Origin of the sequence: Massilia endophytica, assembly GCF_021165955.1 — a bacterium.
Lineage (GTDB): Bacteria > Pseudomonadota > Gammaproteobacteria > Burkholderiales > Burkholderiaceae_D > Rugamonas > Rugamonas endophytica.
Genome location: NZ_CP088952.1, coordinates 3,502,670 through 3,520,770, shown reverse-complemented (window position 1 = coordinate 3,520,770; position 18,101 = coordinate 3,502,670). Strand labels below are relative to the sequence as shown.

At 63.2% G+C, this 18,101-nt stretch carries 20 protein-coding genes and 1 tRNA gene; 12 read left to right on the top strand and 9 right to left on the bottom strand.

Going from position 1 to position 18,101, the window contains the following annotated elements; genetic code table 11:
- Positions 1-153: 153 nt before the first annotated feature.
- The 4 genes from LSQ66_RS16180 to LSQ66_RS16165 form a co-directional block, all read right to left on the bottom strand.
- Positions 154-229: transfer RNA gene (locus LSQ66_RS16180), tRNA-Lys, on the bottom strand.
- 58 nt (positions 230-287) lie between these two features.
- Complete coding sequence (locus LSQ66_RS16175; protein ID WP_231766218.1) at positions 288-2,057, bottom strand: GspE/PulE family protein; 1,770 nt, start codon at positions 2,055-2,057, stop codon at positions 288-290.
- 12 nt (positions 2,058-2,069) lie between these two features.
- Positions 2,070-2,867 carry a spermine/spermidine synthase domain-containing protein gene (locus LSQ66_RS16170; RefSeq protein ID WP_231766217.1) on the bottom strand — a complete coding sequence of 266 codons (798 nt, stop codon included), beginning with the start codon at positions 2,865-2,867 and terminating at the stop codon, positions 2,070-2,072.
- 103 nt (positions 2,868-2,970) lie between these two features.
- Positions 2,971-3,480: a glycine zipper 2TM domain-containing protein gene (locus tag LSQ66_RS16165; protein WP_231766216.1), complete on the bottom strand. Its 510-nt coding sequence runs from the start codon at positions 3,478-3,480 to the stop codon at positions 2,971-2,973.
- A 400-nt stretch (positions 3,481-3,880) separates the two neighbouring features.
- Between LSQ66_RS16165 and LSQ66_RS16160 the strand changes: the two genes are divergently transcribed.
- From LSQ66_RS16160 to LSQ66_RS16135, 6 genes are all read left to right on the top strand, one after another.
- Positions 3,881-4,279 carry a barstar family protein gene (locus tag LSQ66_RS16160; protein WP_231766215.1) on the top strand — a complete coding sequence of 133 codons (399 nt, stop codon included), beginning with the start codon at positions 3,881-3,883 and terminating at the stop codon, positions 4,277-4,279.
- A gap of 46 nt (positions 4,280-4,325) precedes the next feature.
- Complete coding sequence (gene purN / locus LSQ66_RS16155; protein ID WP_231766214.1) at positions 4,326-4,940, top strand: phosphoribosylglycinamide formyltransferase; 615 nt, start codon at positions 4,326-4,328, stop codon at positions 4,938-4,940.
- 8 nt (positions 4,941-4,948) lie between these two features.
- Positions 4,949-6,241, top strand: coding sequence for an RsmB/NOP family class I SAM-dependent RNA methyltransferase (locus LSQ66_RS16150; RefSeq protein WP_231766213.1), 1,293 nt, complete (start codon positions 4,949-4,951; stop codon positions 6,239-6,241).
- Positions 6,242-6,377: 136 nt separating this feature from the next.
- Positions 6,378-7,769, top strand: a complete 1,392-nt coding sequence (locus LSQ66_RS16145; protein WP_231766212.1) for a mechanosensitive ion channel family protein — start codon at positions 6,378-6,380, stop codon at positions 7,767-7,769.
- A 49-nt stretch (positions 7,770-7,818) separates the two neighbouring features.
- The gene (locus LSQ66_RS16140; protein ID WP_231766211.1) at positions 7,819-9,009 is read left to right on the top strand and encodes a DesA family fatty acid desaturase; all 1,191 of its coding nucleotides are present in this window, start codon (positions 7,819-7,821) and stop codon (positions 9,007-9,009) included.
- A 63-nt stretch (positions 9,010-9,072) separates the two neighbouring features.
- On the top strand, positions 9,073-9,573 hold the full coding sequence (locus tag LSQ66_RS16135) for a hypothetical protein (protein ID WP_231766210.1): 501 nt from the start codon (positions 9,073-9,075) through the stop codon (positions 9,571-9,573).
- Between the two features lie 57 nt (positions 9,574-9,630).
- Here LSQ66_RS16135 and rpmG read toward each other — a convergent pair whose 3' ends face one another.
- The 4 genes from rpmG to LSQ66_RS16115 all read right to left on the bottom strand — a co-directional run bounded on the left by rpmG (position 9,631) and on the right by LSQ66_RS16115 (position 11,548).
- Positions 9,631-9,798 carry a 50S ribosomal protein L33 gene (rpmG, locus tag LSQ66_RS16130; protein ID WP_050411857.1) on the bottom strand — a complete coding sequence of 56 codons (168 nt, stop codon included), beginning with the start codon at positions 9,796-9,798 and terminating at the stop codon, positions 9,631-9,633.
- A 12-nt stretch (positions 9,799-9,810) separates the two neighbouring features.
- A complete protein-coding gene (rpmB, locus tag LSQ66_RS16125) occupies positions 9,811-10,047 on the bottom strand; it encodes a 50S ribosomal protein L28 (protein ID WP_008451488.1) in 237 nt (78 codons plus the stop codon).
- 129 nt (positions 10,048-10,176) lie between these two features.
- Positions 10,177-10,851: a RadC family protein gene (radC, locus tag LSQ66_RS16120; protein ID WP_231766209.1), complete on the bottom strand. Its 675-nt coding sequence runs from the start codon at positions 10,849-10,851 to the stop codon at positions 10,177-10,179.
- A gap of 28 nt (positions 10,852-10,879) precedes the next feature.
- Positions 10,880-11,548 carry a hypothetical protein gene (locus tag LSQ66_RS16115; RefSeq protein WP_231766208.1) on the bottom strand — a complete coding sequence of 223 codons (669 nt, stop codon included), beginning with the start codon at positions 11,546-11,548 and terminating at the stop codon, positions 10,880-10,882.
- 127 nt (positions 11,549-11,675) lie between these two features.
- Between LSQ66_RS16115 and LSQ66_RS16110 the strand changes: the two genes are divergently transcribed.
- The 6 genes from LSQ66_RS16110 (at position 11,676) to LSQ66_RS16085 (ending at position 17,003) form a co-directional block, all read left to right on the top strand.
- A complete protein-coding gene (locus LSQ66_RS16110) occupies positions 11,676-12,131 on the top strand; it encodes an FKBP-type peptidyl-prolyl cis-trans isomerase (protein WP_231766207.1) in 456 nt (151 codons plus the stop codon).
- Entirely contained in the window at positions 12,131-13,081 is a 951-nt protein-coding gene (gene ispH / locus LSQ66_RS16105) for a 4-hydroxy-3-methylbut-2-enyl diphosphate reductase (protein WP_231766206.1), read from the top strand. Before LSQ66_RS16110 ends, ispH begins: the two co-directional genes overlap by 1 nt.
- Before the next feature lie 247 nt (positions 13,082-13,328).
- Positions 13,329-14,258, top strand: a complete 930-nt coding sequence (locus LSQ66_RS16100; RefSeq protein ID WP_231766205.1) for a branched-chain amino acid ABC transporter permease — start codon at positions 13,329-13,331, stop codon at positions 14,256-14,258.
- A 17-nt stretch (positions 14,259-14,275) separates the two neighbouring features.
- A complete protein-coding gene (locus LSQ66_RS16095; protein ID WP_231766204.1) occupies positions 14,276-15,493 on the top strand; it encodes an ABC transporter permease subunit in 1,218 nt (405 codons plus the stop codon).
- A 14-nt stretch (positions 15,494-15,507) separates the two neighbouring features.
- Positions 15,508-16,281, top strand: a complete 774-nt coding sequence (locus tag LSQ66_RS16090; RefSeq protein ID WP_231766203.1) for an ABC transporter ATP-binding protein — start codon at positions 15,508-15,510, stop codon at positions 16,279-16,281.
- Positions 16,281-17,003: an ABC transporter ATP-binding protein gene (locus tag LSQ66_RS16085; RefSeq protein WP_231766202.1), complete on the top strand. Its 723-nt coding sequence runs from the start codon at positions 16,281-16,283 to the stop codon at positions 17,001-17,003. The genes LSQ66_RS16090 and LSQ66_RS16085 overlap by 1 nt, the downstream gene beginning before the upstream one ends.
- Positions 17,004-17,134: 131 nt before the next feature.
- On the opposite strand, the gene LSQ66_RS16080 is transcribed toward LSQ66_RS16085, so the two are convergent.
- Positions 17,135-18,100 (bottom strand): threo-3-hydroxy-L-aspartate ammonia-lyase, encoded by a 966-nt coding sequence (locus LSQ66_RS16080; RefSeq protein ID WP_231766201.1) that lies wholly within the window; start codon positions 18,098-18,100, stop codon positions 17,135-17,137.
- Between the last annotated feature and the right edge of the window lies 1 nt (position 18,101).

The window sequence follows — 18,101 nt, the reverse complement described above, 5'->3', positions numbered from 1 at the left end:
CCTCGGTACGTTATTGAAAGTAACTATTGCTTATTTTTCAATCCCGATGCTACCTGAGGAGTTCTTCTTGTGGGGAAATATCTTTATACGGCGGACGCAAAAAAGGCTTTCGCGCCGAAGCGGGAAAGCCTGATTTGCTGCTGCTGAATTCGGTGGTAGGCCGTGCGGGATTCGAACCTGCGACCAACGGATTAAAAGTCCGCTGCTCTACCAGCTGAGCTAACGACCCGAAAGAGGCCGCATTATACACATCGCAATGACGGTCTGCCAAGTGCCGCGTGCGGGCATCAGGCCAGCGCCGCCGTCACCTTCAGCACTTCTTCGGCCGTCGTCACGCCCTCGCGGATTTTGTGGGCGCCCGCAATGCGCAGGGGCTTCATGCCGTCCGTGGCGGCCTGCCTGCGCAGCGCGCCGATGTCGGTCTCTTCCTGCAGCAGCTGGTTGAAGGGCTCGGTCACCGTGAGCAGCTCGTAGATGCCGGTGCGGCCGCGGTAGCCTGTCTGGCGGCATTCGGGGCAGCCCACGGGACGGTAGACCTTTTCCGGCTTGGGGATGTTCCAGGCGCCGCCGATGCTTTGCCAGATGTCGTCCGCGATCTCGCCATCGTCCTGCTTGCAGTCCGGGCAGAGGGTGCGCACCAGGCGCTGGGCCATGATGCCGATCAGCGTGGCCTCCAGCAGGTAGTAGGGCACGCCCAGCTCCAGCAGGCGCATGACGGCGGATGGGGCGTCGTTCGTGTGCAGGGTGGACAGTACAAGGTGGCCCGTCAGCGCGGCCTGGATCGCCATCTCCGCCGTCGCCAGGTCGCGGATCTCGCCCACCATGATGATGTCCGGGTCCTGCCGCATCAGGGCGCGCACGCCGTCGGCAAACGAGAGGTCGATGCCGGGCTGCACCTGCATCTGGTTGAAGGAGGCTTCCACCATCTCGATGGGGTCTTCCACCGTGCAGACGTTGACCTCGGACGTCGCCAGCGCCTTGAGCGTGGTGTACAGCGTTGTCGTCTTGCCCGAGCCGGTGGGGCCGGTGACGAGGATGATGCCGTGCGGGCGGTTGGTGAGCGCGTCCCAGCGCGCCGCGTCTTCCGGCGGGAAGCCAAGCTCCGGCAGGGTCTTCACCACCACGTCCGGATCGAAGATACGCATCACGAGCTTTTCGCCGAAGGCTGTTGGCAGCGTGGAGAGGCGCAGTTCGATCTCCTGGCCGCCCGCCGTGCGGGTCTTGATGCGGCCATCCTGCGGGCGGCGCTTTTCGATGACGTCCATGCGGCCCAGGAGCTTGATGCGCGCCGTCATGGCGATCATCACCACGGCGGGAACCTGGTAGACCTGGTGCAGAACGCCGTCAATGCGGAAGCGGATGGCGCCCATCTCGCGCTTGGGCTCAAGGTGAATGTCCGAGGCGCGCTGTTCGAAGGCGTACTGCCACAGCCAGTCCACGATGTTGATCACGTGCTGGTCGTTGGCGTCCACCTGCTTGTTGGACTTGCCCATTTCGACCAGCTGCTCGAAGTTGTTGCGCAGGGCGACGTCCTGGCCGGTCGTCTTGCTGGCCTTCTTGATCGATTTGGCGAGCGAGAAGAACTGCGAGGTGTACTGCGCGATATCGAGCGGATTGGCGATCACGCGGCGGATGGCGCGGCGCGAGACCTTGGCGATCTCGCTCTCCCATTCCAGGGCGAAGGGATCGGCCGTGGCCACGGTCAGCGTGTCCGCGCTGATCTCCACGGGCAGGATATTGAAACGGGCCGCATAGCTGGCGGACATCACGTCCGCCACGCGCGTGAAGTCCACCTTCAGCGGGTCGATGCGGTAGAAGGGCAGGTGGCTGCGTTCGGCCAGCCATTCGCTCAGCGCATCGAGCGTGAGCAGCTTGTGCGGCGGCTTGGCCGAAAGCAGCTTGCAGTGCGCCACCGCGCACAGGGGATGCATCACCCCCGAGGCGTTGCGCAGGATGCCCTGCGCCTGGTTGTAGTGGGCCTTGACGTCCGCCTTCGCGACCATGCCATCGGCGAGGAGCCAGGTGAAGATCTGCTGAAGGTCGAGCGCTTTCGCCATGAGGTATCCGTGTCAGCTCGCCAGCAGGCCCTTGACCCAGGACTTGGCCGGCAGTTTGGTTTCGGCCGCGATCTGCGCGGCCCGGTCTTTGAGCGCCTGTGCATCGATGGCGCGTTCGGTCTTGAAGGCTATCGCCACAACATTCCCATCATGCACCTGCGGCAGGCTGAGAACTTGCGGGAAGGCGAACTTCATCGCCTTCAGGTTCTTCGCGTAGCTCGGGTGATCGCCAAAGAGGTTGACGGTCATGATGCCATCGGCCGTCAGGCAGGCGGCGCAGGCCTGGTAGAACTCCGGCGTGTCGAGCACGGGGCCGCGCGCGGTGGCGTCGTACAGGTCCACCTGCAAGGCGTCGAGGGTGCCGTGGTTGGCGGGATCGTTCACGAAATCCATGGCGTCGCCTTCCAGTACCTGCAGGCGCTCGTCGTTCGGCGGCATCTTGAACATGGAGGCGCCGATGGCGATGACGGAGGGGTTCAGCTCCACGGCCGTTACCGAGGCTTCCGGGAAGGTCTTGTAGCAGAACTTGGTGAGCGCGCCGGTGCCCAGGCCCAGCTGGGCGATGCGGCGCGGCGCCCGGTTCCACAGCATCCAGGCCATCATCTGCTGCGCGTATTCCAGCTCGGGCCAGTCCGGCTTGCGGATGCGCATGGCGCCCTGCACCCATTCGGTGCCGAAATGAAGGTAGCGCACGCCGTCCTGTTCGGACAGGGTCACCGGCGCGAACTTGGGCTTGCGGGATACGGCCGTCCGGGGGGACGCGGGACGGGACGACTCTTCTTTTTCGATGGATTTGCGTTTGATAAGCATGGGCTATTATCCCGCGAGCTCTTGCCATGAGGCAAGCGCCCAAATAAAAACTGCCGGCCATTGCTGGCCGGCAGTCACCCGAGGAGGCGGGTTGTGATGCTCTTTACTGCATGGGCTCGACCGACACGCGCAGGCGCAGGCGCTCGCCCGGGTCGTAGCTCATGAAACTGGTGTAATTGCGGCCGCGGTAATCGTACACCACCTCATAGCCGTTCGGACGCTGTTCCCAGTTGTCGACCATGCGGCACTGCTTCACTGCCTGCTCGGTCACGCCGCCTGGGCCGGCGTTCTGGTTATCCACGCGGTCGCCCACCACGGCGCCGGCGATGGCCCCGGCCGCGGTGGCGGCCGTCTTGCCGTGGCCGCTGCCCACCTGGCTGCCCAGCAGGGCGCCGGCCACGCCGCCGATGATGGAGCCGCCCACGCTGCGCTGGGGCTGCTGCTGGACCTGCACATACTCAGTGCGGCACTCCTGGCGCGGACGGTTGATGCGTTCCATTTGCGGGGTGACGCGCACCACGCGGGCGTAGTCTTCGAACTCGACAGCCTGAACCGCCGGCACGGCCGCGCCCAGGCAGAGTGCGGACAGGATCAGCTTCGTTTGCATTTTCATATCAGTACCTCGTTTGTATTTTATTCAGTTCGGGTGGCAGTTCAACGGGAAATGGGAAGTGCACAGCCCTATAGTAACGCGGGTGCGTGTAACGTTCCTGCGTTCATGGCAACAAATTGTAACCCCTCGGCGCCAAGCTTGCCGGGGATGCTGCCGTACGGCAATGTCTCGCAAAATGCGCGGAAAATGGCTGATTTTTAACGTTTATTTCGCCATGCAGCACATTCAAGTTGATTCATGCTGGACAACACGTTACCCTAACACCCTGGGATCACATTGACAGAGAGAAATGCGACTACGCCCAGGCAGGCGCGATGACCCGCCCGTCCGGACAATTGTATAGGTGTTTCACAATAGCAAAAAAACAAAACCGTACAGAACAGGTCGATTTGAGGGAAAAATGAGTTTGTTGATAACCGTGCCGCCCAATCTTGTCCAGTCCATCCGGGCCTTCCGGGTGGTGGAACTGCAAGAAGAAGCCGGCCGCCTGGGACAGCATTTCCTGTATGCGCACTGCCACGCTGGCCTGACCAAGCAGCAAGTACTGGGGATCATTGCCGAATCCTTCCGCTTTCCCAAGCCCTGCGGTAAAAACTTCGACGCGCTGCGCGAAACGCTGACCAATACGCTGCATCAGGCCGGTCCCCAGCCGGGCTTCCTGATTGTGCTGGAGCAGCTGCCCAACACGCAAAAATTCGACCGCGAAGCCCGCGAGACCCTGCTCGACGTGTTCCGCGACGCGGCCGATTACTGGGCCGAAAAGAAAGTCCCGTTCCGGGTTTTCTACTCCTTCGAATAGTCCGCTTTTGGCCCGCGCTCTGCCGCAGCGGGTACAATGGCGGGTTATGAAAAACATCGTCATCCTGATTTCCGGACGCGGCAGCAATATGGAAGCCGTGGTCAAGGCCGCCGAGGCCGAGCAGTGGCCGGCGCGTATTGCCGCCGTCATCAGCAACAAGCCGGATGCCAAAGGGCTGGAATTTGCCGCCCGCCATGGCATTCCCACGGCGGTGGTCGCCAACAAGGAATATCCCAGCCGCGAGGCCTTCGATGCGGCGCTGCAGCAGGTGATCGACAGCTACCAGCCGGACCTGGTGGTGCTGGCGGGCTTCATGCGCATCCTCACGCCCGGCTTCGTCGAGCATTATGCGGGGCGCATGCTCAATATCCACCCCTCGCTGCTGCCGCTCTTCCCCGGGCTGCATACGCACGAGGCGGCGCTGGCCTCCGGGCTGGCCCAGCACGGCGCCACCGTCCACTTCGTGACGGCCGAGCTGGACCATGGTCCCATGGTGGACCAGGTCGCCGTGCCCGTGCTGCCGGGGGATACGGTGGACACCCTGTCGGCCCGCGTGCTGGAACAGGAACATGTACTTTACCCGCGCGCCATCCGCTGGTTTATTGAAGATAGACTCACGGTCGAGGATGGCAAGGTCCGTGTGGACCATACCGTTAATTAAGGATTGAAATGAGATTGCCACCAGCCGTACTCGCCAGCGCCGAAGAAGTGCTGCGCGAGATCCTGCGCTTTACCGCGCCGGCGGACACCACCCTGTCGCGCTACTTCAAGGACCACCCCCGCCTGGGCGGACGCGAGCGCGGCGCCATCGCCGAATGCGTCTATGCCGTGCTGCGCAACAAGGCCTTCTTCACCGACTTCGCCGAAGGCGCGGGCGGCGCCACCATGCGCCGCCTGATGCTGCTGGGCATGTCCGACGCCGTGGGCGCCGATGCGCTGCCCGGCCTCACCGAGGAAGAGGGCGAATGGCTGCAGCGTGTGGCCCAGATCGACCGCAAGCTGCTGCATAAATCCATGCGCACCAACATGCCGAAATGGCTGTTCGAGAAACTGGTGGAGCAGTACGGCGAAGAAGAAACCCTGGCCCTGGCCGACGCACTGAACACGCCGGCGCCGCTGGACCTGCGCGTGAACGCCCTCAAGGCCGGACGCGACGAAGTGATCGCCAAGCTGGCCGAGGCGCCGATTGCCGCCAATCCCACGCCCTATGCGCCGCTGGGCCTGCGCGTGCTGAAAAAGCCCGCGCTGCAGAACCTGCCGCTGTTCAAGGAAGGCGCCATCGAGGTGCAGGACGAAGGCAGCCAGGTGCTGGCGCAGATCCTGGGCGCGAAGCGTGGCGAGATGGTGGTCGACTTCTGCGCGGGCGCGGGCGGCAAGACGCTGGCGCTGGGCGCGCAGATGCGCAATACGGGGCGCCTCTACGCCTTCGACGTATCGGAAAAGCGCCTCGCCAAGCTCAAGCCGCGCCTGGCGCGTTCGGGCCTGTCCAATGTGCACCCCGTGGCCATTGCGCACGAGCGCGACGCCAAGATTAAGCGCCTGGCGGGCAAGATCGATCGCGTGCTGGTCGATGCGCCATGCTCCGGCATGGGCACGCTGCGCCGCAATCCGGACGTGAAATGGCGCCAGCCGCCGGAAGCCATCGCCGAGATGCACGACAAGCAGGTCTCGATCCTGGACGGGGCGGCGCGGCTGGTGAAAAGCGGTGGCCGCCTCGTGTACGCCACCTGCAGCCTGCTGAACGAAGAGAACGACGCGGTCGCGGCGCAATTCCTGGAAAGCCACCCCGACTTCACGCTGGTGCCGATGAAAGACGTGCTGGCCGAGCAGAAGATCGACCTCGACATGGGCGACTACCTCAAGCTGCTGCCGCACAAGCACCAGACGGACGGCTTCTTCGCCGCCGTCTTCGAGCGCAAGCCCATGCCCAAACCCGCCCCCGCATCCACCGAGGACAACTGACCAGTTCGTGTCCACTTCTGGTGCCAGGGAAGAAAAGTGGACACAAGCGCAGCCGTAGCGTGGTCAACAGACGAGCCCGTGTCCAAAAATCTTCCCTGGCACCAGAAGTGGACACGGGCTGAGCCATAGGAGAGGTATGAAGCAGATTCCGCTGTCTAATCTGATCAACGACCTGCTGGGCGATCTGCGCGATCCCGGCTTGATGTGGCAGCTCGGCGCTCTCGTCGTGGCCATCGTGCTGGGCTGGACTTTGTCGGGCATGATCCGCAGCCGCCTCGCCCAGCGCGAGGTGCACGGGGTGCAGCGCTTCGGCGTGGAGAGCTTCGGCCGTGTCGTGGGACCGCTCGCCATCGTCTGCCTGCTGGCGGCCGCGCAGGTTGTGCTGCAGCGCTGGCATCATGTAAATCTGCTGAAGGTGGCGCTGCCGATCTTCGGCTCGCTTGCCGTCATCCGCTTCGTGTTCTTCCTGCTGCGCCGCGTCTTCGCCCGCCAGGGCCAGCTCGGCGCCGCCCTCCTGACCTTCGAGAAGATCTTCCAGCTCCTCGTCTGGCTTGCCTTCGCGCTCTACATTACCGGCCTGTGGGACGATATCTACCGCCATCTGGATGCCATCGTGCTGCCGCTCGGGAAGTACCGGGTGTCGGTGGCCGCTATCTTCCAGGGCGCCATCTCCGTCGTCGTGCTGCTGGTGCTGGCGATGTGGGCGGGCGCGGCGCTGGAGGAGCGGCTGATGAACATGCCCACCCTGCACACGAATCTGCGCGTGGTGCTGGCGCGTACGGGGAGGGCGCTGCTGATCCTGGTTTCCGTGCTGCTGAGCTTGTCGCTCGTGGGCATCGACCTGACGGTGCTGTCCGTGTTCGGCGGCGCGCTGGGCGTGGGCCTCGGCCTGGGCCTGCAGAAGATCGCGAGCAATTACGTGTCGGGCTTTATCATCCTGCTGGACCGCAGCCTGACCATCGGCGACATGATTACCGTGGACAAGTTCAGCGGCCAGGTCACCCGCATCAATACCCGCTATACCGTGCTGCAGGGCCTGGACGGGGTGGAATCCATTGTGCCGAACGAGATGTTCGTGTCGAGCCCGGTTCAGAATTCTTCCCTGTCGAACAAGATGCTGGCGCTGAGCACCAAAGTCACCGTGGCCTACGATTCGGACCTGGACCAGGTGCTGAAGCTGCTGGAAGAGGCCGCCGCTTCGGTCGAACGGGTGTCGGCGGAGAAGCCGCCGGGCGCCACGCTCCAGGCCTTCGGCGCCGACGGGCTGGAGCTCCAGCTGAGCTTCTGGATCAGCGATCCCGAGCACGGCAAGGGCGGGGTGACGTCGGACGTGAACCGCGCCGTGTGGAAAGCCTTGAAAGACAATCGGATATCGCTGCCTTTCCCCCAGCGCGAGCTGCGCATTCTGGGTCCGCTGCCCGATGTTGCGCTGTCGCAGAACCGTGTTGATGAGCAGGCAACTTTCCGGGATTCGGCGGGAAATGCGCGTACAATCACGTCCGATACAAGCGAAAACACCGGCCGCTAAAGCCCGACCGTCGGGCCTCTAGCCGGGGCAATTACCGTGGAGTAGTAATTTGAACGCAGTACTGGAGTTCCTGACGCATGGCGTCTCCGGCCTGTCCAACTGGCAGACCGTGATTTTTACGCTGATCGTGACGCATATTACGATCGCGAGCGTGACGATTTATCTGCACCGCCATCAGGCGCACCGCGCCCTGGAGCTGCACGCCCTTCCGAGCCACTTCTTCCGCTTCTGGCTGTGGCTGACCACCGGCCAGGTGACCAAGGAGTGGGCCGCCATCCACCGCAAGCACCATGCGAAGTGCGATACCGAGGAAGATCCGCACAGCCCGGTGACCCGCGGCATCAAGAAAGTGTTCTGGGAAGGCGCCGAACTGTACCGCGCCGAGTCGAAGAACAAGGAAACGCTGGAGAAGTACGGCCACGGCACCCCGAGCGACTGGATCGAGAAGAACCTGTATTCGCGCTTCAGCTGGCAGGGCGTGGCCCTGATGCTGATCGTCGACTTCATCCTGTTCGGCGCCAAAGGCATTACGGTGTGGGCTGTGCAGATGCTGTGGATTCCCGTGACGGCCGCCGGCATCATCAACGGCATCGGCCACTACTGGGGCTACCGCAATTACGACTGCTCGGATGCCGCCACCAACATCATCCCCTGGGGCATCATCATCGGCGGCGAGGAGCTGCATAACAATCACCACACTTATGCGACCTCGGCCAAGCTGTCGTCCAAGTGGTACGAGTTCGATATCGGCTGGGGCTATATCCGCGCCCTGGAGATGCTGGGCCTGGCCAAAGTGAAGAAGCTGCCGCCGGTGCCGAAATTCGCCGAAGGCAAGCTGAAGGCGGACTTCGACACGCTGCAGTCCGTCATCGCCAACCGCTACGACGTGATGGCCAAGTATGCCAAGTCGGTCAAGCACGCCTGGAAGGAAGAGCTGGAGCACCTGAAGGACAAGGCGCAGCTGGAATCGCGCTTCCTGAAGTCCTCGCGCAAGCTGCTGCAGCGCGAACCGGCCAAGCTGGAGGCGCCGCAGAAGCAGCAGCTGATCGAGCTCTTCCAGCACAGCAAGGCGCTGGAGACCATGCACAATATGCGCGTGGAACTGGGCGTGATCTGGGAGCGTTCGCACTTCTCGCGCGACGAGCTGGTGCACAAGCTGCAGGACTGGTGCGAGCGCGCCGAGGCGTCCGGCATCAAGGCGCTGCAGGACTTCTCGCTGCGCCTGCGCAGCTACGCGTAAGCGGAAAAGATGCAATGAACGGCGGCCCTTCGGGGCCGTTGTTGTTTCCGGCGGAGGAAAAGGATGAGAGCCTGGTTATTGGCGCTGCTGTGCGGCGTGGCCCTGTCGGCGCAGGCCCAGGGCTGGGTGGTGCGCATCGACGGGGCGGGGCCGCTGAAGGTGGGCATGGACTTCGATACCGTGAACCGCGTGCTCGGCGAGCGGATGGTGCGCGTGCCGCCCGAGCTGCGGGCATCGCCGGAGTGCTTCTATGTGATTCCCGCCGCGGAGCCGCGCGTGGGACTCATGTTCGTGAAGGATGTGCTGCGCCGGGTGGACGTGGAGGAGCCGGGCGTGCTGAACGACCGCGGCATCGGCGTCGGCGACCCGGCGGACAAGGTGCTGCGCCTGTACGGCGAAGCGGTGCATGTGACCCCGGCGGACTATGAGCGGAGCGAGCGCTATCTGAGCGTGCGCTCCGGCAGCGGCCAGCACGGCTTCCGTTTCCGCGCCAGCGCGGGACGCGTCAAGTCCTACCATGCAGGCAGCTGGGACCAGGTGGAGTACATGGAGGGCTGCCTTTAGAGGTCGCCAGGCGAAAAAAAACCGCTCCGTAGAGCGGTTTTTTGCGAGAAACCGGGATTACTTGATCTTGGTTTCTTTGTAGGTCACGTGCTTGCGTGCTTTGGGATCGAACTTCATGATCTCCATCTTGCCAGGCATCGTGCGCTTGTTCTTGGTGGTGGTGTAGAAGTGACCGGTACCTGCGGTCGATTCCAGCTTGATTTTGTCGCGGCCAGTTTTCGCCATGATAGCTCCCTATTAAACTTTTTCGCCACGAGCGCGCATGTCGGCCAGGACGGCGTCGATGCCGACCTTGTCGATAACGCGCAGACCGGCGTTGGACAGACGCAGGGAGACCCAGCGGTTTTCCGATTCAACGAAGATACGGCGGTTCTGCAGGTTAGGCAGGAAACGACGTTTCGTCTTGTTGTTTGCGTGGGAAACGTTGTTGCCGACCATCGGCTTCTTCCCAGTAACTTGGCAGACACGTGCCATGACGCACTCCTTTGATAACTTCCGAAATTGGAAAAAACAAGAGTATATCCAAAAAACTCAGATTTTTCAATCACTTGCGAAAAACAATTGTGTCTCGACTAAATCGATAAATTTAACATTTGCCGCAAGCTAGATTTGACCATGTTCGGCGAAGGAGTGGACGCGGCTGCCGGCCACCACGAAATGGTCCAGAACCCTGATGTCCACAAGGGCCAGGGCCTGCACCAGGGCCCTGGTGAGCAGCAGGTCGGACTCGCTGGGTTCGGGTGTGCCGGAAGGGTGGTTATGAGCCAGCATGACGGCGGCGGCGTTGCGCGCCAGCGCCTCGCGCACCACTTCACGCGGGTAGACGCTGGTGTGGGTGAGGGTGCCACGAAATAGTTCGCGGGCCTCGATGAGGCGGTTTTTGACGTCCAGGAACAACACGTGGAAGGCCTCGTGGCGTTTTCCCGTCAGCGCGGCCTGGAGGTAGGTCTTCACGGCCTGGGGCGAGCTGAGGGTGGGCCCGGTACGCAATTCTTCGGCGATGGCGCGGCGGGCAAGTTCCATCACTGCCTGCAGCTGGGCGTATTTGGCCGCGCCCAGGCCGGGGATACGGGTGAATTCGGCCTGTCCGGCCGCGAACAGGGCCTGGAGGGAGCCGAAATGGCGCACCATCTCGCCCGCCAGATCCACGGCGCTCTTGCCGCGCACGCCCACGCGCAGGAAGACGGCCAGCAGCTCGGCGTCGGACAGGGCTTGCGGGCCTTCGCGAATCAGGCGTTCCCTTGGACGCAGATGTTCCGGCCAATCCGTGATGCCCATATCGACCTCCGTCGTTCCGCCGATTTGCTTAGTTACTGCCCTCCAGGCAGGCCTGGCAGGCTGCGTCGGAGAATCGTTTCTGGCACCAGCGCTTGCCGGGCTCCTTTTTCTCGATCTCACGATACTCGCCGCAAGTACCGGCCGACAGCGTTGCAATAGCAGGCTGCTGGAATTTCACGCCATCCTTGTCGGCCATCGTCATGCGCGAGCCGTTTTCGTCGGCGCGGAAGTCAAGCATGCTGCCCTTGGTAATCAGCGACATGGCCGCAGCCTGGCTCTGATCCGGACCCGCCACCAGGATGGCAGCCATGCGATGCTTGGAATCCAGTGTGATCATGGCGTTGCTGCCCTCGTCGGCGGTGACATAGCCGCCGCGCTCGATGCCTTCCTCGTCGTAAATAATCAAGCCGCTGGCCTTGGTGCCGCGTTTGGAAACGCGCCCGCCTGCCATCACTGCGTCCGGCACGTCGCCGCCGAGGCGGGCGCGGATGGTGCCTTTGCTGTCGACCACGACCACTTCACGCGCCTTGATGCTGCCAAATACCGCATCCTTCACCGCCACGCCAGCCACCGCGACGCCGCCCACCAGCGCCAGAACGCCGAACAGCCACGCTGCATTCTGGCGCGCGACGCGCTTGCGCAGGCTGGCGTTTTCCTGCTCAAGGGCTGCCAGCCGTTCTTCGATCGATTTGCTCACAGCTCTCCGCCTTGCTTGTTATAGGGAAGGCGAGCATATCATGCGTATTATCGGCCGCGAGCATCGGCCCGCACTGAGGCAGGCCAAGCTGGCTTACAATAGCGGTTTGCACGTAAAAAGTATTGCCATGTCTGACACTCAAGCTGCCGTCGTTACCAAGTCGGCCTACCTGACCCTGCACTACCGCCTTGCCACCCTCGATGGGGCGGACATCGTTTCCACCTTCGCGGGCAATCCGGCCACGCTGATGCTGGGCCAGGGCCAGCTGGCGCCCGTGCTGGAGGATCTGCTGATCGGCCTGCCCGAGGGCACGCACAAGGTCTTCGACCTGGAACCAGGCGTCGGCTTCGGCCCGCGCAACCCGGACCTGATCCAGCACGTGTCGCGCGCCACGCTCGACGAGAACTCGGTGCCGGGCGCCGATTACAAGGTGGGCGACCTGGTGGACTTCGCGGCGCCGGGCGGCGGCCGCTTTGCGGGCATCCTGCGCGAGCTGCGCGAGGACTCCGCCGTTTTCGATTTCAACCACCCGCTGGCTGGCCAGCCGGTGAAGTTCGAAGTGAACATCATCTCGGTACTGTAATGGACAAAGAAATTCTCCTGGCCCAGCCGCGCGGCTTCTGCGCTGGCGTGGACCGCGCCATCGAAATCGTGGAACGCGCGCTGCAGCAGTTCGGCGCGCCCATCTACGTGCGCCACGAGATTGTGCACAACGCCTATGTGGTGGAAGACCTGCGCGCCAAGGGCGCCATCTTCATCGAGGAACTGGACGACGTCCCCGCGGGGAACACGCTGGTGTTCTCGGCCCACGGCGTATCGAAGGCCGTGCGCGCCGAAGCCGAGGCGCGCGGCCTCTCCATTTTCGACGCCACCTGCCCCCTGGTCACCAAGGTGCACGTGGAAGTGGCCAAGATGCGCAAGCAGGGCTGCGAGATCGTCATGATCGGCCACGACGGCCATCCTGAAGTGGAAGGCACCATGGGCCAGGCGGAAGAGGGCATGCACCTGGTGGAAACCGTGGACGACGTGGCGAAGCTGAACGTGCGCAATCCCGAGATGGTGGCCTATGTATCGCAGACCACCCTGTCCGTGGACGACACGGCGGACATCATCGCCGCCCTGAAGGCGCGCTACCCGGCCATCATCGAGCCGAAGAAGGGCGACATCTGCTACGCCACCACCAACCGCCAGGAAGCCGTGAAGTTCATGGCGCCGCAGGTGGAGGTGGTGATCGTGGTGGGCAGCCCGAACAGCTCGAATTCCAACCGCCTGCGCGAAGTGGCCGAGAAGAAGGGCACACCGGCCTACATGGTGGACAACGCCTCCCAGATCAACCCCGCCTGGCTGGAAGGCAAGTTGCGCGTGGGCGTGACCGCCGGCGCGTCGGCCCCCGAAGTGCTGGTGCAGGCTGTGATCGACCGCCTCAAGGAGCTGGGCGCGAAGAGCGTGCGTCCCCTGGAGGGCGTGGAGGAGCACGTGACCTTCCCCCTGCCCAAAGGCCTGGATGGCAATAAAAACAACACGACTATGTAACAAGCGCCTCAGAGGTGTTCCATTTGCATGAATTTAATTTAGAATATTCCCGATTTTTCAGCGTTTAGTTTTATGCAAACATCGCTATCATTGCGAACGCTTTGAAAAATTGCCGTTCTGGCGACTCTTCTGCTCAACAGAAAGCCGCCGGAACCCGGATAACACGCAGTCGCGTCGAACGGCGGCACTTCGGAGACAGTTGGAGTTTCCGGGTGCCGTTTTTGTTACCTGAAGGGGCTTTCTCACGATGGATACATTTATCCAACAAATTATCAACGGGCTGGTGCTAGGCAGCATGTATGCGCTGGTCGCCCTCGGGTACACCATGGTGTACGGCGTGCTGAACCTGATTAACTTCGCCCACGGCGACGTGCTGATGATCGGCGCCATGATCGGCCTGACCATCCTGCGCCTGCTCGAAGCGTATGCGCCCGGCCTGCCGGGCTACGTGCAGCTGGCCGTTGCCATCATCGGCGCCATTCCGCTCTGCATGCTGGTCAACATCATCATCGAACGCGTGGCCTACCGCCGCCTGCGCAACGCACCCCGCCTCGCTCCCCTGATTACCGCCATCGGCGTGTCCATCCTGCTCCAGACCTTCGCCATGATGATCTGGGGCCGCAATCCGCTGCCCTTCCCGCAGCTGCTGCCAAGCGATCCAATCCTGGTGGGTGGCGCCGTGATCAGCGTGACCCAGGTGCTGCTGCTGGTGCTGGCCGCCGCCTCCATGTTCGGCCTCGTGATGCTGGTCGAGAAAACCCGCATGGGCCGCGCCATGCGCGCCGTGGCGGAGAACCCGCGCGTGGCGGGCCTCATGGGCGTGGACTCGAACCGCGTGATCGTCGCCACCTTCGGCATCGGCGCCGCGCTGGCCGCCGTGGCAGGCGTGATGTGGGGCGCGAACTACGCGTCCATCCAGTTCGCCATGGGCTTCGTGCCCGGCCTGAAGGCTTTCTCCGCCGCGGTGCTGGGCGGTATCGGCAATATCTACGGCGCCATGATCGGCGGCATTGTGCTGGGCATTATCGAGAGCCTGGGCGCAGGCTACATCGGCGACCTGACCGGCGGCTTCCTCGGCTCCAACTACCAGGACATCTTCGCCTTCGTGGTGCTGATCCTGGTGCTGACGATCCGTCCGTCCGGCATCATGGGTGAACGCGTCGCCGACCGCGCATAAGAATAGGAACACGAAACATGGCACTCCTCAATTTCGAAGTCCAGAAGAATCCGAAGAAAGCCTATATCAGCATGGGCGTCGTGCTCGTGCTGATGATGGTCTTCCCCTTCATCGCCCAGAACTTCGGCAACTCCTGGGTACGTATCGTCGACCTCGCGCTGCTCTACATCATGCTGGCGCTGGGCCTCAATATCGTGGTGGGCTTCGCGGGCCTGCTGGACCTGGGCTATATCGCCTTCTACGCGCTGGGCGCTTACATGACCGGCCTGCTGGCGTCGCCCCAGTTCGCGACCCTGCTGGAATCGCTGATCAACCTGCACCCCGGCACCGGCGAAGCGCTGGCCGCGGTGCTGGGCGAGGATATCCGCACCAACGGCATCCACCTTTCCGTGTGGGTCATCGTGCCGCTGGCCGCAGCGCTGGCAGGCGTGTTCGGCGCGCTGCTCGGCGCGCCGACCCTGAAGCTGCGCGGCGACTACCTGGCCATCGTGACCCTGGGCTTCGGCGAGATCATCCGCATCTTCATGAACAACCTGAACGATCCGATCAATGTCACCAACGGCCCGCAGGGCATCAACCTGATCGACCCGATCCGCGTGTTCGGCGTGAACCTTGCAGGCGAGGCGGGTTCGCGCGCCACCGTCTACATCGGCAGTTTCGCCATGCCGTCCGTGAACGCCTACTACTTCCTCTTCCTGCTGCTGACCGTGGTCACCGTGTTCATCACGGCGCGCCTGCAGCATTCGCGCCTGGGCCGTGCCTGGGTCGCCATCCGCGAAGACGAAATCGCAGCGAAAGCCATGGGCATCAACACCCGCAACGTCAAGCTGCTGGCCTTCTCCATGGGCGCCACCTTCGGCGGCGTGGCGGGCGCCATGTTCGCCTCCTTCCAGGGCTTCGTGTCGCCCGAATCGTTCTCGCTGACCGAATCGATTGCCGTGCTGGCGATGGTGGTGCTGGGCGGCATCGGCCACATCCCCGGCGTCATCATGGGCGGCGCGCTGCTGGCGGCGCTGCCGGAAGTGCTGCGCCACGTGGTGGAGCCGCTGCAGCAAAAACTGTTCGGCCATGTGCTGATCGAAGCGGAAGTGCTGCGCCAGCTGCTGTACGGCCTGGCCATGGTGCTCATCATGCTGAACCGTCCTGCGGGCCTGTGGCCGGCGCCGAAGCATGAAGACCGTCCGGATGCCGACTCCGACACCAAAGACCAATCGTCCGGCGTCATGCCAGCCTGAGTGAGCGAAACAGAATGAGCCAACAAGAAGTTCTCCTGAATATTGCGGGCGTCAACAAGCGCTTCGGCGGCCTGCAGGCGCTGACGGACGTCGGCATCAAGATCCTGCGCGGCCAGATCTATGGCCTGATCGGCCCGAACGGCGCGGGCAAGACCACCTTCTTCAACGTCATCACCGGCCTGTATCAGCCCGATACCGGCACCTTCGAACTGGCCGGCAAGCCGTATTCGCCTTCCGCGCCGCATGAAGTGGCGAAAGCTGGCATCGCACGCACCTTCCAGAACATCCGCCTCTTCGGCGAGATGACCGCGCTGGAAAACGTGATGGTGGGCCGCCATGTGCGCTCGCACCAGGGCGTGTTCGGCGCCGTGTTCCGCCACAAGGCAGCGCGCGAGGAAGAGGCGTCGATCCGCCGCCGCGCCCAGGAACTGCTGGACTTCGTGGGCATCGGCCAGTTCGCCAACCGCACCTCGAAGTTCCTGTCCTACGGCGACCAGCGCCGCCTGGAAATCGCGCGCGCCCTCGCGACCGATCCCCAGCTGCTCGCGCTGGACGAACCGGCTGCGGGCATGAACGCCACCGAGAAGCTCGCGCTGCGCGAACTGCTGGTCAAGATCAAGAACGAAGGCAAGACCGTGCTGCTGATCGAGCACGACGTGAAACTGATGATGGGCCTGTGCGACCGCATCTCCGTGCTCGAATACGGCAAGCTCATTGCGGAAGGCCTGCCTTCCGAGATTCAAAGCAATCAGGCCGTGATTGAGGCCTACCTGGGAGGATCGCACTGATGGGTGCCAATGTACTGAAAGTCTCCGGCCTGAAGGTCGCCTACGGCGGCATCAAGGCAGTCAAAGGCATCGACCTGGAAGTCAACGAAGGCGAACTGGTAACGCTGATCGGCGCCAACGGCGCGGGCAAGACCACGACGCTGAAAGCGATCACCGGCACGCTCCCGCCCTGCAAGGTGGAAGGCACGGTTTCCTACCTGGGCCAGTCGCTGAAAGGCACGCAATCGTTCCATCTGGTGGAGAAAAAGCTCGCCATGGTGCCGGAAGGCCGCGGCGTGTTCACCCGCATGACCATCCGTGAAAACCTCATGATGGGCGCCTACACGCGCGACGACAAGGCGGGCATCGAGGCGGACATCGAAAAGTGGTACGAAGTCTTCCCGCGCCTGAAGGAACGCTCGGCGCAGCTGGCGGGCACCCTGTCCGGCGGCGAGCAGCAGATGCTGGCGATGGCGCGCGCGCTGATGTGCCACCCGCACCTGCTGCTGCTGGACGAGCCCTCCATGGGCCTGTCCCCGATCATGGTGGACAAGATCTTCGAGGTGATCCGCAATGTCTCGAAGGAAGGCATCACGATCCTGCTGGTCGAACAGAACGCCAAGCTTGCTTTGCAGGCGGCCCACCGCGGCTACGTGATGGACTCCGGCGTCATCACCATGAGCGGCAACGCCGCCGACATGCTCGACGACCCCCGCGTCAAAGCCGCCTACCTCGGCGAATAAAAAACTGCTGTGTTCGTGTCCACTTCTGGTGCCAGGGAAGAAAAGTGGACACGAGCTCGGCCCTACATGCTTAGTGCAGAGCACGTGTCCAAATTTCTTCCCTGGCACCAGAGTTGGACACGGGCTCGGCTTTAGGCGAGAAGGGCGGCGAGGCGGGGAATGTCGATGTTGCCGCCGCTGAGGATGACGCCGACGCGCTTGCCGCGCAGCCCGTCCTGCATCGCGCGCGCCGCCGCATAGCCCAGGCAGCCCGTCGGCTCCACCACGATCTTCATGCGCGAGGCAAAGAAGCGCATCGCTTCGATCAGCTGCGCATCGCTCACCGTCAGGATGTCGTCCGCATTGCGCCGAATGATGGGGAAGGTGAGCTGGCCCAGGTGCTGCGTCTGCGCGCCGTCCGCAATCGTCTTCGGGGTGTCGATGTGGACAATGCTGCCGCTGCGGAAGGATTGCTGGCCGTCGTTCCCCGCTTCCGGTTCCACGCCATACAGCTTGCATTTCGGCGAGAGCGCCTTCGCCGCCAGCGAAGAGCCGCTCAGCAGGCCGCCGCCGCCCATGCAGACGAACAGCGCATCCAGCTCGCCCACGTCCTCGAACAGTTCCTTCGCCGCCGTGCCCTGGCCTGCAATCACGTCCGCGTGGTCGTAGGGCGGGATCAGGGTGTAGCCGTGCTTCTGCGCCAGTTCGCGGCCGATCTGTTCGCGGTCCTCCGTGTAGCGGTCGTAAATGATCACGTTGGCGCCGTAACCGCGCGTCGCCGCGACTTTCGATTCAGGTGCGTCGTGCGGCATGACGATGGTGGCGGGCATGCCGATCAGCTTTGCCGACAGCGCAACCGCCTGCGCATGGTTACCCGACGAGAAAGCGACCACACCCGCCTTCTTCTGCTCGGGACTGAAGCGCGCCAGCGCGTTGTAGGCGCCGCGGAACTTGAAGGCGCCCATGCGCTGCATGTTCTCCGCCTTGAAGAAGAGCTCCGCGCCCAGTTCCTCGTTCGCCGTGCGCGAGGTGAGCACCGGCGTGCGGTGGGCCTTGCCTTCGATGCGTTTCGACGCCGCGACGACGTCTTCGTAAGTCGGTAGTTGAAGTTCGCTCATT